This is a genomic window from Halogranum roseipondis, from assembly GCF_059695585.1.
On sequence record NZ_CM185235.1, the window covers coordinates 309,272 to 323,265 of the forward strand.

The 13,994-nt window shown below is 61.3% G+C and carries 16 protein-coding genes and 1 tRNA gene; 7 read left to right on the forward strand and 10 right to left on the reverse strand.

Annotated features, from left to right (window positions below; genetic code table 11):
• Positions 1–130: 130 nt before the first annotated feature.
• From EOHIBHHM_RS01705 to EOHIBHHM_RS01715, 3 genes are all read left to right on the forward strand, one after another.
• Positions 131–664, forward strand: coding sequence for a DUF7344 domain-containing protein (locus tag EOHIBHHM_RS01705; protein WP_497254009.1), 534 nt, complete (start codon positions 131–133; stop codon positions 662–664).
• A 47-nt stretch (positions 665–711) separates the two neighbouring features.
• Positions 712–1,698: a class I SAM-dependent methyltransferase gene (locus EOHIBHHM_RS01710; RefSeq protein ID WP_497254011.1), complete on the forward strand. Its 987-nt coding sequence runs from the start codon at positions 712–714 to the stop codon at positions 1,696–1,698.
• Positions 1,699–1,794: 96 nt separating this feature from the next.
• Positions 1,795–1,867 (forward strand) — tRNA-Thr (locus tag EOHIBHHM_RS01715).
• A 485-nt stretch (positions 1,868–2,352) separates the two neighbouring features.
• Here the strand turns inward: EOHIBHHM_RS01715 and EOHIBHHM_RS01720 are convergent.
• The 3 genes from EOHIBHHM_RS01720 to EOHIBHHM_RS01730 all read right to left on the reverse strand — a co-directional run bounded on the left by EOHIBHHM_RS01720 (position 2,353) and on the right by EOHIBHHM_RS01730 (position 3,927).
• Positions 2,353–3,030, reverse strand: a complete 678-nt coding sequence (locus EOHIBHHM_RS01720) for a helix-turn-helix domain-containing protein (RefSeq protein WP_497254013.1) — start codon at positions 3,028–3,030, stop codon at positions 2,353–2,355.
• A gap of 142 nt (positions 3,031–3,172) precedes the next feature.
• Positions 3,173–3,535, reverse strand: coding sequence for a fluoride efflux transporter CrcB (crcB, locus tag EOHIBHHM_RS01725; protein ID WP_497254015.1), 363 nt, complete (start codon positions 3,533–3,535; stop codon positions 3,173–3,175).
• A complete protein-coding gene (locus EOHIBHHM_RS01730; RefSeq protein WP_497254017.1) occupies positions 3,535–3,927 on the reverse strand; it encodes a fluoride efflux transporter FluC in 393 nt (130 codons plus the stop codon). Before EOHIBHHM_RS01730 ends, crcB begins: the two co-directional genes overlap by 1 nt.
• Positions 3,928–4,101: 174 nt before the next feature.
• Here EOHIBHHM_RS01730 and EOHIBHHM_RS01735 point away from each other — a divergent pair, with 174 nt between their 5' ends.
• On the forward strand, positions 4,102–4,233 hold the full coding sequence (locus tag EOHIBHHM_RS01735; RefSeq protein ID WP_497254019.1) for a hypothetical protein: 132 nt from the start codon (positions 4,102–4,104) through the stop codon (positions 4,231–4,233).
• A 75-nt stretch (positions 4,234–4,308) separates the two neighbouring features.
• Entirely contained in the window at positions 4,309–4,533 is a 225-nt protein-coding gene (locus EOHIBHHM_RS01740) for a hypothetical protein (RefSeq protein WP_497254021.1), read from the forward strand.
• 610 nt (positions 4,534–5,143) lie between these two features.
• Here EOHIBHHM_RS01740 and EOHIBHHM_RS01745 read toward each other — a convergent pair.
• Positions 5,144–5,887, reverse strand: a complete 744-nt coding sequence (locus EOHIBHHM_RS01745; RefSeq protein WP_497254023.1) for a hypothetical protein — start codon at positions 5,885–5,887, stop codon at positions 5,144–5,146.
• Positions 5,888–6,000: 113 nt separating this feature from the next.
• Between EOHIBHHM_RS01745 and dph5 the strand changes: the two genes are divergently transcribed.
• On the forward strand, positions 6,001–6,774 hold the full coding sequence (gene dph5, locus EOHIBHHM_RS01750) for a diphthine synthase (protein WP_497254025.1): 774 nt from the start codon (positions 6,001–6,003) through the stop codon (positions 6,772–6,774).
• A 186-nt stretch (positions 6,775–6,960) separates the two neighbouring features.
• Here the strand turns inward: dph5 and artA are convergent, their stop codons facing one another.
• The 5 genes from artA to EOHIBHHM_RS01775 all read right to left on the reverse strand — a co-directional run bounded on the left by artA (position 6,961) and on the right by EOHIBHHM_RS01775 (position 10,711).
• Positions 6,961–7,923, reverse strand: coding sequence for an archaeosortase A (gene artA, locus EOHIBHHM_RS01755; RefSeq protein WP_497254027.1), 963 nt, complete (start codon positions 7,921–7,923; stop codon positions 6,961–6,963).
• 139 nt (positions 7,924–8,062) lie between these two features.
• The gene (locus EOHIBHHM_RS01760; protein WP_497254029.1) at positions 8,063–8,965 is read right to left on the reverse strand and encodes a hypothetical protein; all 903 of its coding nucleotides are present in this window, start codon (positions 8,963–8,965) and stop codon (positions 8,063–8,065) included.
• Positions 8,962–9,702 carry a DUF8168 family protein gene (locus EOHIBHHM_RS01765; protein WP_497254031.1) on the reverse strand — a complete coding sequence of 247 codons (741 nt, stop codon included), beginning with the start codon at positions 9,700–9,702 and terminating at the stop codon, positions 8,962–8,964. Before EOHIBHHM_RS01765 ends, EOHIBHHM_RS01760 begins: the two co-directional genes overlap by 4 nt.
• Positions 9,699–10,559, reverse strand: a complete 861-nt coding sequence (locus EOHIBHHM_RS01770) for a hypothetical protein (protein ID WP_497254033.1) — start codon at positions 10,557–10,559, stop codon at positions 9,699–9,701. The genes EOHIBHHM_RS01765 and EOHIBHHM_RS01770 overlap by 4 nt, the downstream gene beginning before the upstream one ends.
• The gene (locus EOHIBHHM_RS01775) at positions 10,556–10,711 is read right to left on the reverse strand and encodes a hypothetical protein (RefSeq protein ID WP_497254035.1); all 156 of its coding nucleotides are present in this window, start codon (positions 10,709–10,711) and stop codon (positions 10,556–10,558) included. The genes EOHIBHHM_RS01770 and EOHIBHHM_RS01775 overlap by 4 nt, the downstream gene beginning before the upstream one ends.
• Positions 10,712–10,922: 211 nt before the next feature.
• Between EOHIBHHM_RS01775 and EOHIBHHM_RS01780 the strand changes: the two genes are divergently transcribed.
• A complete protein-coding gene (locus tag EOHIBHHM_RS01780; protein ID WP_497254037.1) occupies positions 10,923–11,102 on the forward strand; it encodes a hypothetical protein in 180 nt (59 codons plus the stop codon).
• 211 nt (positions 11,103–11,313) lie between these two features.
• Here EOHIBHHM_RS01780 and EOHIBHHM_RS01785 read toward each other — a convergent pair whose 3' ends face one another.
• The gene (locus tag EOHIBHHM_RS01785) at positions 11,314–13,410 is read right to left on the reverse strand and encodes a BGTF surface domain-containing protein (protein ID WP_497254039.1); all 2,097 of its coding nucleotides are present in this window, start codon (positions 13,408–13,410) and stop codon (positions 11,314–11,316) included.
• Between the last annotated feature and the right edge of the window lie 584 nt (positions 13,411–13,994).

Below are 13,994 nucleotides of genomic sequence, written 5' to 3' on the forward strand. Positions count from 1 at the left end.
TATCGACGCGCGAGCCCGAAACCGGAAGACGCCGCTCCGACGGTACACGCGACCTAACGGGCTGGTAATCGCCACGTACCAGCGTTCAGCATCCCCATACATACTGTACCACAGACAGAATGTATGACGTATGAGCACGTCAACCACGGTGAATATTCACACGGAACAGAACAGCGAACTCTCTCGAGACGTGAAGTTCACCGTTCTCTCGAACGCGCGCCGTAGGGACGTCCTACGGCTCCTCCGTGCGTCCGACGAGCCGGCCGGTATCCGCGAGCTCGCCGAGCGGATCGCCGCCTGGGAGAACGACACGACACCCGAAGCGGTCACCTACAAACAACGCAAGCGGGTGTACACGTCGCTGCACCAGACGCATCTGCCGGCGCTCGAAGACGCGGGGCTCATCGAGGCCGCCCGCACGTGGGAGGGGATCACGCTCACCCCGCGGGCCCGGGAACTGGACGCCTACCTCGACGGCGAGCGCTCGACGTCGGAGTGGTCGAACTACTACTTCGGCTTCGCGAGCGTCGGACTCGCGGTGACCGGGGTCGCGTGGATCGGGCTCTACCCCTTCTCGCTCCTCCCGGGGCTGGCGTACGCGACGATCCTCTCTCTCGTCTTGTTCGTCACGGCGCTCGTCCACGCCCGGACCGTCCGGCACTGAGCGGGCGAAAACGTCACCCTTACTCGGGGTCGTAGCGTGGCTGAGATATGAACGTGCCCTGTGTGCGCGTTCCGCGCGAGGAGGGGGAGGCGACTCGGCAGGCGCTCGCCGACGCCGACCTCCTCGATCACGGCTACGACATCGTGGTCGACGCGGACGTGCTCTACATCCCGGTCGTCGACGTCGCGCGGGTTCCCGACGGCTACGACGTCGTCGACCACGACGTGCCCGCGCGCGAGGAACGTCGACTCCCCGCGGACGTCCTCGGCTTCGAGCCCAGCTACGAACGGCTCGGCGACATCGTCATCGTCGACGAGGACGACCCCGAGCGCGCCCGGGCTATCGCCGAGGCGCTCGTCGAGTCGGACATCCGCGCCGAGACGGTGGTCAACCGCGCCTCGAAGATCAAAGGCGAACTCCGCGTCCGCGACTGGGACGTGCTCGTCGGCGACGACACCGAGACGGTCCACCGCGAGTACGGCTTCGAGTTCCTCCTCGACATCTCGACGGTCTACTTCTCGCCGCGACTCGCCACCGAACGCCACCGCGTCGTCGAGCAGGTCCAGCCAGGAGAACGCGTCTTCGACATGTTCGCCGGCGTGGGCCCGTTCGCCGTCCCGTGTGCCGCCCGCGGCGCGGAGGTCGTCGGCGTCGATCTCAACGAGGCGGCGGTCGACTATCTGCGGGCGAACGCCGAGCGCAACGGCGTCGCGGACCGCGTGACGGCGATCCACGGCGACGTCCGCGACGTCGCCGCCGACTACACCGACTGGGCCGACCGCGTCGTGATGAACCTCCCCCACAGCGCCGACGAGTTCCTCGACACCGCCGTCGCCGTCGCCGGCGACGACTGCGTGCTCCACCTCTACGACATCCAACACGAGGACGACCCGTTCGGCCCCGGACTGGCGGCCGTCCGCGCCGCGGCCGACCCCGAGTACGACGTGGAGGTGCTGGAAGAACGGGTCGTCCGTTCCTACGCGCCACACGAGTACAACGTCTGTCTCGACGTCCGGTTGACGCGTCGTGAGTGACATGGCGCACCGACGCACGGTGGCGTGATTCCGGAACCCTTATTGAGGTATTGGCGGTAGGTAGGAGTGCGTTGGAACGGCCGACGCGATGCACGCGCCGGTGTAGCTCAGCTGGCAGAGCGATTCCTTCGTAAGGAATAGGCCGAGGGTTCAAATCCCTCCACCGGCTTTCTGCTGTGAACAACGTGAACAGCAAGGGCTACCGGTTGATTTGAACTAAACCGGGCGAGCGAAGCGAGTCCGAGCGTAGTTCACAATTCCTCCACCGCTCTTTTGACACAATAACGACGAGGAGCGACGCGGCGGTCCACGCCGCCAGCGCCGCGAGGGAGTCACCCCGGGAGATCAGAGAGCGACCGTACGTCGACTCCCCTCACTCCCCTTCGGTCGAACTGACACCGCGAGTGCAGGAGTCGTCACCCGACTCCGAAGGTGGTGTTCCGAAGTCTCCCACGCTATAGTGACCCGTTGCACCGGCCACTATAGAGGAGCGCTCCGGAACGCGATCCACCCGTCGACTCGGGATAGGCAGTGAGCGTGCCCACACCCGAGCGCGGCATTCCGGCATCTACCCACGCCAACTGGTGGCGCGGGCATCTCGAACGAGCACATCGGGCACAATATTCCGACTGGGCGTTATCACACCCATTTATATCAGGATTCGTCAGGGCACATCTGCTCTTCGTCACTCACGACGAGCGTGTTCTCTATCAGACTCGCGTAGGATCGTCGGAACTGTTTCGAGAGGCTCTGTTGTGTCGTCTCGAGGTCGTCTGCGAGGTCAGTCATGTTGACCGCTCGGGGCACGTCGTAGTAGCCGCGTTTGTACGCTTCGACGAGCGTCTCTCGCTGGGTGGGCGTGAGGCCGTACTGTCCGCCACCCTTCGGTTGTGAGGGGCGATACAGGCGGTCGAGGACGAAGGGGATCTCCTCTCTCTGGCAGTAGCTGTGGAACTCCGACACCGACTCGTCGTCGTCGAACCGGATCCGGAGCGTCCACGTGTCGTCCTGGCCGGTCGCTTCGAGGATCGCACCTCCCTGTTCGATGTACGCGTACGCCACTCCCTCCGCGTGTTTCGTCCACACGCCACGGTACGACGTGCCTCGGTCGAACTCGTCCAACTGGACGATGTCGTCGAGCGTGGGGTCGTCTCGAAGCAACGCGTCGAATCGCTCTTTGTCACCGTAGTGCACCCAGAAGAACGGGACGAGTCGGTTGTGGGAGTGTGCTACGACGCGTTGGAGTTCGACGACCATCTCGGGAACCTCTGCCAGCGTCTGGCCGAGCAGGAACGACTCCGAGGGAACCGTGAACTCGCCGATGACGCTCATGGGGGCGTTTGGCTCTCGCACGCAAAGTGTGTTACTTCAGTAATGAACAACGTTCCGAGTACACAGATCTTCGGTCTCGATCGTCTCGATCGTGGTGCCTCCGAGTCGACGAGGGCGACGGACCGAATCCGACCGACCCGCATCAGCCGAGGAGTCGGACGAGTCCCCACGCGAGGCCGAGTGCGACGCCCGCACCGACGAGGTTGGCTCCGGCGTTCGCCACCGCCCGCGCCGGTTCGCCCGTCTCCCAGAGGCGGACCGTCTCGACCGAGAACGACGAGAACGTGGTGAACGACCCGCAGACACCGGTTCCAAAGAGCAACAGAAGCGTCTCGTCGACGCCGAGGAACGTGACGACTCCGAGGAGGAAACTGCCGAGGACGTTCACGGCGAACGTCCCGGCCGGGTACGCCTCGACGTCGACCAGTCGGCTCACGTAGTGTCTGAGCAGCGCGCCGAGCGCGCCGCCCGTGCCGACGACGTGCGCTGGGTCGAGTTGGACCACTACGACCACCTCCGGTCGAGCGCCCGAGCGAGCGACCGCCCGAGCAACACGCCCGCGAATCCGAGCGCGTAGTTCGCGACGACGTTCGCGACCAGCCACGGCGGCGACGACTGAGCCGACTGCAGCGCGAACGTGCTGTAGGTGGTGAACGACGAGAGGAAGCCGGTGGCGACGACGGCCCGCGTCTCGTCCGCGAGGACGCCCGAGTAGAGCGTCGCGTAGAAGATGCAGCCGAGCGCGAAGCTCCCGAGTGCGTTCACCGCCACCGTCGCGTACAGTCCCGGGAGGAAGAGATCGACGAAGTATCGGAGGTTCGAGCCGGCGAACCCGCCGATCGCGATCAGGGCGAGCGACTCTACTCGAACGAACGGATGTGTTCTCGTCTCTGACATGGTCTGCGTCCAGCAGGAGTCGTCGGCCGACGAGTCGGCGATCGAGTGGACAGACTCCGTTACCCGGTCGGCCGGGAGGACGACGGCGGCCGGTAAAGTCCCTCTGGAGTGCGCCGTCGAGGCGCACCCGTTCGTCCGTGGTATTCTTATACCCTCGTTACCACTCCACACAGGATGAAATCCTGTTCGGAGTGCGGGACGACGGTTCGACGCACGGAACCTGCCGAGTCGGAGTTCGGACTGCCCGCGTTCGACGGCCGGAAGTATCCCGACGACTGTCCGAAGTGCGGCTCGCAGTTCGCCTGACGGAATCCGTCGCCGCGAGACGGACGGATTCAGAAGCGTTTTACACGTCAGTCGCCTCCGCCCAGCGCACAGAGTATGAAACAGTGTTCACGGTCTGGGTGTGGGTGGCAGACGTTCGCCCCGTCGCCACGACTCGCCAGAGAGCAGTATCTCTCGCATCTCGTCGAGGCCCACACACGAGAGGTCGACGCAGACGTCCCGGAGGGGATGGTGCAGGTCCACGTCGGCGACGACGAGTGGGTGACCGTCCCGCCCGACGAGGCGACCGATCTCCATCGGTATCGGAGCAGACACCACTGACTTCCTCCCACGACTGAAGTTGTGGGGTTCCACGGTCACAGACCGTGCCCCGACTTCGAGAGGTTCCCAACTCGTCCGAGAGGGTTGGGTTATGGGTCGAGTCAGTACGACCCCCGACCGAGATAGTGGGCTTCATTTACCCGCTCAACCGATGAACGGTGCATATCCTCACCTCGGACTCGGTAGCATGACCCACGAAGCGACCCGACATGGCTGTTTTGGTCAGTGTCGGATTCATCCCACGACTACAGTCATGGGCTTTCTCCTTGATTATGTGTAACGCACGGTCGGCGACGGCGTCAGTATCGTCGGCGTCGCTGTTGCTGTTACGTCGTTGGCCGTCGCTCGTCGGTCGTTCGGGGGTCGACGGCCCCGCGACGCAATCAGTTGGCACCCCGATGCGTCGCGGGACCGCACTTCCGGCAGGGTGGAATGGGGATGACAGACAGCCCGTCGGAAGCGTCTCCAACAACACCTCCTTAGTTGAATACCGTTTGTCCCGTGTCAGATATTGCGTGGCACGGGTCGTTTTATCCGGCTGCTCGTCTTCGTTTCACTAGTCTCGAACGAGCGTCGGCCGTCGCCGGTCCCGATCGGCTCCGCTCGTCGACTACACTCGCTGGATCGCCCGTTCGATGCGGTCGACGCGTCCGGCCAGTCGTTCGACGTCCTGTCGGTTCCGAACGAGCGTCTGGGCCGGATGCATCACCTTGTGTCGGAGGTCGACGAGACCGCGGAGCTGCTGTTGGAACTGGTTGCCGGAGTCGAACGACGACTGGGCGACGAGGCGATCGGAGTTCCGGTACACCTGCTTCATCTCGTTGAGATACATCCGGTCGACGATGTGGATCTCGAGGCCGTCCTCGCGGTCGGACTCCCAGTAGTCGACCGTGTCGTCGCTCACCACGTCGAGGAGGTCCGTCGACTCGTGGACCCGACGGATGCGTCGGGCGAGTCGGCTCTCCAGTTCGGCGACGAGCGTGTAGAGCATGCTCTTGACCTCCCGGCGGTTCAGATCGGCGAGCGTGATTATCCGGTAGCGTCGGGCGTCCTCGTCGGTCCCGTCGTCTCCGTCGGGGTCGTCCGGACTCGGTTCGATCAGGAGAAAGGGACGTCGCTGGAGACGGTGGAGTGCCTCGGTGATGGTAGCCGTCGGGTCGAGATACTGCTCGGCGGCGAGTTCGCGCAGTTCGCCCTCTGTACGGTCGTAGTATCGGTCGGCCGTCGGAATCGGCACGTAGCTGATACCGAGCGACTCGTATCGCGGGAGCTGTTCCTCGTAGGTGTCTAACGTCTCGACCTCTGCGTGGGAGGCGATCGTCTTCGCGAGATACAGGTCGTGATCGACGTCCACGGGTGGGTCACCTGATGTGCAGTTACCGACTGGACTACTTATCGTTGTCTCGTTGGATCGGCGAACGTCGCTCGAACGCGCTCCTTATACAGTCGCCCCGACGACTCCCGGGTATGCTCACGTTCATCGGACTCGGGCTCTACGACGAACGCTCGATCACCGTCGAAGGCCGCGACGCACTCCGGGCGGCGGACCGCGCCTTCGCGGAGTTCTACACCAGCAAGCTCATCGGGACAACCGTCGAGGAACTCTCCGAGCACCACGGCGTCGACGTCGAAGTCCGCGACCGCGCCGGCACCGAACAGGATCCGACGCCCATCCTCGACGCCGCCGAGGAGGAGGACGTCGTCTTCCTCACTGCCGGCGACACGATGATCTCGACCACCCACGTCGACCTGCGGCTTCGGGCGGTCGAGCGCGGCATCGAGACGCGCGTCGTCCACGGCGTCACCGCCCAGTCGGCGGCGTCCGGACTGACGGGACTGCAGAACTACCGCTTCGGGAAGGCGGTCACGCTCCCGTTCCCCTACGCGCACGGCGGCGACGACGTCCCGCAGAGCGTCGTCGACAGCGTCGAGGCGAACCTCGAACGCGGCCTCCACACGCTGGTCTATCTCGACATCAAGGCTCATCGCGAGGAGTACATGACCGCCTCGACCGCGGCCGGGATGCTCGCCGACGGCTGGGAGGACCGACTCGCGGTCGTCGTCGCCCGCGCGGGGAGCCCCGACCCGCTCGTCGCCGCCGACCGACTCTCCGCGCTCGCCGACCGCGAGTTCGGCGACCCGCTGCACATGCTCGTGATTCCGGGCGACCTCCACCACGTCGAGGCGGAGGCGCTGGAGACGCTCGGCGACTGTCCCGCCGAACTGCTCGACCCGCTGTAGAACGTCTTTCGGGGCGCAAAAGTGTAAAAGTGCAGAAGTACGCAGCACTGTCGAACGGGACGAGAACGGAACTGACTGCGACTGGTTCTCTCGGTCGCTCGTCGACTCGTGCGCTGTCGACAGCGACGACGACGGAGATGCCGACGCCGACGCCGATGTCGACGGCGACACCGACGCGTCGGCGACCTACCGCTCGAACCGTTCGACGCGCTCGCCGCCGTCGGCTCGCGGCACGCGCAGGTCGAGTGCGTCCTGCAGGTCGTATTCCTTCTTCGTCGCCATGTAGAGGACGTCCTCGATCACCGTCAGCAGTTCGGGGAGTTCGCGGACGACGACGTAGGTCAACCCGACGAGGACGAACACGGCCAGCACCTGGCTGATGATGCGGTCGGAGATGAACCACGACACCATGTAGGGGTCCGAGGAGCCGAACATGAACAGCACCTCGTCGACGAAGAACTGCAGCGACTGGTTGCCGAAGGTGATGCCGATGAACGTCGTCCGCGCGAGGTTCAGCGCGTAGATGACCGGCACGGCGATGGCCAGCGCGCGGAGTTTGCGCTCCAGCGGCGCTTTCACCGCGCCGATGAGCCCCGCGAAGATGGCGATGCTGCCGAGGCCGGTACACGCCAGCACGATCTCGAAGTGCAGACGGTGGCCCTCGGGCGTCTCAAACAGGAACGCACTGGGGTAGCCGCTCTCGGTGCCCATCACCACCTCGGGGTGGTAGCCGAACAGCCCCATCAGGAACCCCGTCTGGTCGGCGACGGCTTGGATGAGGAACTGCCGCGGCGCGGGGATGGTGAGCCCGCCGATCACGATGGCCGGGATGGTCTCGAACGGCAGGTAGATCAACCCCATCACGGCGACGGCTCGCGAGAGCACCAACAGCGTCTCGCGGCCGCGGTAGAGCAGCCACCCGGCGTAGACGCTGGCCGGGACGGCCACGATGGTCAGAAAGCCCTCGACGTAGCTCTTGTGCTCGAAGACGAAGTGCGGGATCAGCTGTAACCAAAAGAGGGCGAACAGCACCCACGCGCCGGCGGTCGTGGTGCGTGCGACCCGCTCGTCGTAGCGGTCGAGCAGGACGCCCGCACCGAACAGCAGGATGACCGCCCACGCGAGGGCGTCGGAGAGGGGACCGGGCATAGGAGACGTAACGGTTCGATAGAATAAATCCCTTGTCGTTGAAATTGTTCTCAATCCGATTTCTTCATTTAGCCTTCCTCACGGTCAGCCACGGACCACCTCATGTTTGCCTGTTGTTCACCCAAAGTAGCCTCCTCTTTCATACTGCTTGCTGACACTGAGATTCGACTGGTTTCACTCGGAGTTCTCCGAAGCCGTATCGCGAGTGGGATCCAACTCGTAGAAGGCCGTTCCTCGCCGTTTCCACTGGGCGGTCACCACAATACTTCACAACCTGTCCATGATCAACCGTTTGAAGATGAAAGACTTCACGCTGTTCGAGTATCTTCTCCTCCCGAAGTCGGAGATCATGGCGGTTCTCAGCCCACCACCACGGGATAGCGCAATTGTTCGCCGCTGGATACTCAGACTCGAGGACGAACGGAGTCATCACCTCGATGATGAACATCTCGGAGTCTTCCAGCCGAGAGTAGTCGAGTCCATCTAGGTCAACTAGCTGGGTGTCTTTGAGCGAAACCACTCCGTATCCGTAGTTTCGCTTCCCACCGAACTGGATGTCATCCAGTACGTTTTCACCGACTGGAAGCGTCGTCGGATCGTCAGCGTGTAAATACGCATGAACGTACCACTTCGTTGTTTTGCGGTTGTTCCGTTGGTCGATTCGCCGTCCCATGATGGTTTCATGAGAAAGCGTTGGGTGGCCGCCGTGAACACGGAGGTCGTGAGTGTTTAATGCGTCTCGAGCACGGGAGTCGAGAAGCCACGAGTGCGATGCCTGCCGTTGGATGAACAGGTCGTCGTAGGCTTCGACATCGTGGAGGCCGCTCCCGAGATACGGATGAACGCCTGACAGACTGTGTTCTTCAGGATAGGTTCCAAATTGACCAGGGACGAATACCCCGTGGCTGGACGCTAGTGACTGGTGTGTGTTTCGCTCAAGGTGCTGGCCGAGCGCGTGGAGAATCGCATTCCCTGAAACGTAGTATGGATGACCAATGTAGTCCATCTGTAGCTCCCAGAGAACTTGCTGGATACGGGTCATCGGTCGGGCCTCCAGGCAGCGTAGTCTTCGATGTACTGGAGCGCAGTACTCCACGACCAAATACGCCGCAGATTGGCATCTAGCGTCATATCGTATTTATTCTCGTCAACATCGAGTGGATGTGCCGTCAACCGGTTCCACACTGATGACCACGATCGCCAGGGATGGCTTCCAAGCCGAGCAGATGGACGACCTCCATCATCGGTGTCGAGACGGAGTCCAAACCCTTCCCCTAAGAATACGGTTCTGAATGGGACAATCTCGGCTCCCGAATCAACTACCAGTCGAATTTCAGAGAACTCATTGCCAGTGCGGTAGTTGTCCAACAGCGCCGCTACGAGGAGAGTGTGATATTTCAGCGATGTGTATGGATGATACCCCGACTCGTTGAACGCGGTGGCCACGTCGGATCTCAGCCACCGTTCGTGGGCCGTCTGTGCATCCTCTGTGACGATGAGTTCTGACACCTCACGGTTCATTGTCTGCTGAGAGTAGCTATCTGGATTGTAGGCGGTCTCTCCAGTGAGAAGAGACAACCGATAGTGAGTAGTGTGAGTCGGGACGGTTGGTCGCTGTTCACCCATTGGCCGCGAGAGTGCTGCCGCATCACCATCCGCTCCTTCAGGGACGGGCTGATTTACTGAAACTCCAGCGAACGTCTCGCTGGCGTTGCCATGGCTCTCTCCGATGAACTTGTGTACGTCGTGGCGGTAGGCCCTGAGTAATGTCTCGCTCATTTCACGTCTCCAACCCGCTCATCGAGAGCAGATTTGAACTCTGACAAGTACTCGGATTGCCAGTCTTCGTCTTTCTGCTCCATCGTCTGTGTTCGCGACCGACTTCGGTTGAACACAGTCCGGAATTCAGTGTCATTGTAGAGGGGGTTCACGAGTTCACAGTCTACGATTCCCCCTCCGAAATTGCGAGCACCGCCGAGCTGATGCATGAAGTCGGTTTGGTGGCTATCCAGATACTCGATAGCTTCCGCAAGCAAAGCAAGAAACTCCGGCTTAACCTCACGGAACGACAGATGCCACGCTCCGTCGAGGTTCGCTACTGCGTCGACCTCTGTGTTGCGGAGCGGTTCACGATTGTCCTCACGGCTTCGAGAGACGATATTCCGGTTCAGCCGTCGATAGTGGCCTTCAGCCTGTCCTCGAGTGTAGTCCACGCTGGAACGGACAGGTGAGAACTTGATCGGCCGGCGCATCACCTTGCCAGGGTGATTCGCAAAGCCACCGAAGAGGTCGTGAATCACGCACCCATCGCTCTCTTTACCTTCGAGACAGTCCCCTTTCGGGTGATACCCGGCGTCGAGGTCGCGGGAGTACACGTCTTCCTTGCGGAAGTTGGCATTGGCCTCTCCGGGGTGGCAGGCAGTACCATCGCGTTCCTGAACGACTTTTTCCATCCCATGGCGAAGCCATCCCGAGAGGGTGAATGACGGAATGATGCCACTGATCTGGTTCTGTGGGTCGGTATCTTCGTAGTTCCCGTTCGAGGCGTGGTGGCGGTCTGTCATGATGCTATCGTCGATGACAAGCAAATCAGACTGGATTCGGACAAACACGTCACGGAACTTAGACACCATCATGCAATTCCGTTCCAGCGCGTTTCGAACGTCGCTTCCAGTGCCATGGGAGATCCGGAGGCGAGTGTATTCACTCGATATTCTGTGCCGATATTGACTGCTGCTGACAGATCAGTACCACTGTCGTTTTCACTGTTGAGTTCGCCGTTCGTCATGCTGGTTCACTCCAGCACAGTCGAGGGGTGTTCCAGCACCCCCGACGCTTCTTGCGCCGTCCTGTGCGTACTCCTACTACAGTCTACACTATCTTATAGGTTAGCACCAAAGCAAACATTAGCATATGTACTAACTATGTTGTGGGCATAGGTGCTAACGTAGAAGTGTCTCCCACCCAGTACTCTGTGCGTGGGAAAATACCGTGCTATCATGACAACAACCGACCGGAAGCGAATTAGTGGCGAGGTCAAAGTTTCCGACTCGAAGCGATATCAGGCCATCTCTCGTGTTAGAAGCCGAATTGAGGAGTTAGAAACCGATGTAGAAGTCTTGGAGCAGCATCATCCTGATCTGCTCGAAGAACTCCGCGACGTAGTGTGCGAAGACTGAGCTGCTGTCTTCTGCCTCGTATTCTCTACTACCCGTGTGCAGTCTCAAACTGAGCGACAATCGTGAGATTTGCGATTTTCTGTCCACCTGACCCACGTTGCTCTGTGGCCAGTGATTTGGATTCCAATTGTGAAAATAGCTGTCGCTGGCCGGTGTAGCGTCGCAAAGAAAAATTACTGCAAGGGGCCGGCGTGAGCCGGTGGTTCAGTCGTTAGTCGCGGCGGACTGCGAGGAGCGCAGCGCCGGCGAGTGCGATGAGAGCGACGGCGACACCGAAGCCGGGCGAGGTGGTCTCGGTGGTCGTCGTGTCGTCACCGGGCGTCTGGTCGGTCGGCGTCTCGTCCGTACCAGGCGTCTCGTCCGTACCAGGCGTCTCGTCCGTACCAGGCGTCTCGTCGGTGCCGGGCGTCTCTGCCGTACCAGTCGTCGTCTCGTTGGTGGTCGTCGTCTCGTCGCCACCTTCGACGATGGTCGCGTCGTACTCGTAGTCTTCCGCGTCACCGCTCAGGCCGGGGCTGGCCGAGACGGAGGCAGTGAAGTTCGTGCCTGCTTCGAGCTCGGACGTGTCGAACTGAGCCTCGAACGTACCGTCGTCAGAGACGTTGACCGTCTGGCGGTTGACGAACGGGTTGTCAGCGCCGGACTCGGACTGGATGCGGACCGAGATCTCCGAGCCAGGTGCGATGGAGGTCTCGCCCGTGATGGACGCGTTCTCCTCTGCCGTCACTTCGACGACACCGTCGTCGTTCGTGTCGAGCGAAGCGTCACGTTCGACGACTTCGAATTCGGTGGATGCGGTCTCGTCGTCCTCAGCGAGGTCGCCCTCGTTCACGGTGAGCGTCGCGTTCCACTCGCCTTCGAGTTCTTCACTGGTCTGGAAGATGATGAACAGGTTGTTGGTCTCGTCCGAGGGGACAACCTGAATACCCTCAGTGTTCAGGAGATCAATCTCTTCAGCTTCCTGATTCTGTCCGGGGTTGACTTCAGTTAGCGTGACGTCAACGTCGTCCGTACCAGCTTCGAGTGCTCCGTAGATACCGGAGGTCTCCGTGAACTGGATGACTGCGTAGTCGGAGCTCGCGATCGAGCTGTCCTGCGTGATGACGCCGTCCTCGACTGCGGCAAGGACGTCCTCGTCACTCATGTCGCTGTCGATGTCGTCAGCGTTAGCCGCTGCGGTCCACGACTGAGCGCTACCGGTGTTGCGTTCGACAACGGAGAGCGTACCGATGTCGTCCGGGTTCTCGAGTTCACTCTCGCCGCCAGTTGCCACGTAGAAGTCGTAGCTACCGGTGTCGAGCGGACCCTCGATGCCAGACGGGTCGGACAGAACGTCGATGCTGTCTTCGGTGTCGTCTGCGTCAGCGATGCTCAGACCGGCGCTGCTGTTGTTCGTGTTATACGTGTCGACGGTGACGTTGACGACGCCGTCGTCGTTACCGTCGGTGATCTGCGCGACAGCCTCGTAGCCGTCGTCATCCTGGTCGCCGACCTGGATGTAGGCCGACTCAGCGTTCTGGAGGTTGACCTGAATCTCGCCTGCGTCACCCTGCTCGACTGCAACGCTGCTGTCCGCGAAGGAAGCAGACTCGTCACCAGCGTCGGAGACGGTGATCGAGTCGGATGCAGTCGCCGTGGTGTCCGTAACGGAGAAGTTCAGCTCGTAGTCGCCGTCACTGACGTCGGTGAAGACGACGTTGTTGGTCGTACCCTTGTTGAGCGTGACCGTGATGACGTCGTCTTCCTCGTCGACGTTCGTGACGTCGTAGTTCTGGAAGATGGTTTCGAGGTCGTCCGAGTCGAGACCGTCTGCGGAGACTTCAGCTGTGAAGTTGCCCGCGCGGTTCGACGAGATGACGTCGAGTTCGGTCTCGGCGTCGCTCGTGTCACCGTTCGTGACGGTGCTGTCGTCGAAGTCGACGTCGAAGTTCTGCTCAACGACGGTGAACGTACTGTAGGAGTCACCGCTCGGGTCCTCGATCTGGTACGTCTCACCAGCTTCGAGGTCGCCTGTGTCGACGACTGCGTCGCCGTCGGCGTCAGCACTCACCTGCGTGGCGAGGACCGTACGTTGGTCGTCATCGTTCGTAGCATATACGTCAACGGAATCGCCTTCGGAGTAGCCGCCGAACGCAACGACCTGACCTGCGTAGAAGGCAGTCTGGCTGCCAGCACGCACGTCAGCGTCGCCGTCGTCGACGTTAGCCGCTGCAGCCGTTCCAGCGAACGCGATGGTGCCTGCGAAAACAGACGTAACCATCAGCGCAGCCAGAAGCAGGCCGCGGATCTTTTTGTTAGTGTTTGTCATGGTTTTGGTTGGTTGTCGGGTCGGCGGATGCACCTTTTTCCCACCCTAGAGACCGAAGGCGCCCAGCGACGCCACGTCGGCGCGCCGGACTTGGGCTGGGGTACTCGCTACGTCCACCATGGGTAGGGGTACAACGAATACGTAAGCCTCTCGTTATAAATGCTTTGTGGTAAATAGGGTATTGTGACATCCTCTCTCACGCCCAAATTCGGGCGGTAGAAGCTCTCTCGCCGAATTCGACACGTAAATACTTTGTGCAAAAAGAGGTTCGCTGTCGGACCTGTGTCAGACAGTGGTACGACAGACTCTCTGATATCTCTGTCTGAAGCTACTGTTCATTTCGCTCGGAATAACGGACTGTTTGTGCAGAGTGGCTGCTGTAGTGGACTGCCTGCGCGAGCGAACGTTCACAGTCAAAGCGACAAATTGTACGGTATCGAGAGAGTCTCTCTCGCCCAACTGAGCCGTCGTGGGCTACTCACAATACCGCTGTGAGTCCGGAAGGACGGAAGGGTGTGATGAGATGAGACAGGTGCTCGCGCGCTTCGGGGGTGACGCTAAGTTGCGGTGGTGATGATCTCTTT

What these genes read in the sequence shown, in the direction of transcription:
- EOHIBHHM_RS01705 (WP_497254009.1), top strand. Translation starts at nt 131, where the DNA reads ATGAGCACGTCAACCACGGTGAATATTCACACGGAACAGAACAGCGAA.
- EOHIBHHM_RS01710 (WP_497254011.1), top strand. Translation starts at nt 712, where the DNA reads ATGAACGTGCCCTGTGTGCGCGTTCCGCGCGAGGAGGGGGAGGCGACT.
- EOHIBHHM_RS01720 (WP_497254013.1), bottom strand. Translation starts at nt 3,030, where the DNA reads ATGAGCGTCATCGGCGAGTTCACGGTTCCCTCGGAGTCGTTCCTGCTC.
- EOHIBHHM_RS01730 (WP_497254017.1), bottom strand. Translation starts at nt 3,927, where the DNA reads ATGTCAGAGACGAGAACACATCCGTTCGTTCGAGTAGAGTCGCTCGCC.
- EOHIBHHM_RS01735 (WP_497254019.1), top strand. Translation starts at nt 4,102, where the DNA reads ATGAAATCCTGTTCGGAGTGCGGGACGACGGTTCGACGCACGGAACCT.
- EOHIBHHM_RS01740 (WP_497254021.1), top strand. Translation starts at nt 4,309, where the DNA reads ATGAAACAGTGTTCACGGTCTGGGTGTGGGTGGCAGACGTTCGCCCCG.
- dph5 (WP_497254025.1), top strand. Translation starts at nt 6,001, where the DNA reads ATGCTCACGTTCATCGGACTCGGGCTCTACGACGAACGCTCGATCACC.
- artA (WP_497254027.1), bottom strand. Translation starts at nt 7,923, where the DNA reads ATGCCCGGTCCCCTCTCCGACGCCCTCGCGTGGGCGGTCATCCTGCTG.
- EOHIBHHM_RS01760 (WP_497254029.1), bottom strand. Translation starts at nt 8,965, where the DNA reads ATGACCCGTATCCAGCAAGTTCTCTGGGAGCTACAGATGGACTACATT.
- EOHIBHHM_RS01765 (WP_497254031.1), bottom strand. Translation starts at nt 9,702, where the DNA reads ATGAGCGAGACATTACTCAGGGCCTACCGCCACGACGTACACAAGTTC.
- EOHIBHHM_RS01770 (WP_497254033.1), bottom strand. Translation starts at nt 10,559, where the DNA reads ATGATGGTGTCTAAGTTCCGTGACGTGTTTGTCCGAATCCAGTCTGAT.
- EOHIBHHM_RS01775 (WP_497254035.1), bottom strand. Translation starts at nt 10,711, where the DNA reads ATGACGAACGGCGAACTCAACAGTGAAAACGACAGTGGTACTGATCTG.
- EOHIBHHM_RS01780 (WP_497254037.1), top strand. Translation starts at nt 10,923, where the DNA reads ATGACAACAACCGACCGGAAGCGAATTAGTGGCGAGGTCAAAGTTTCC.
- EOHIBHHM_RS01785 (WP_497254039.1), bottom strand. Translation starts at nt 13,410, where the DNA reads ATGACAAACACTAACAAAAAGATCCGCGGCCTGCTTCTGGCTGCGCTG.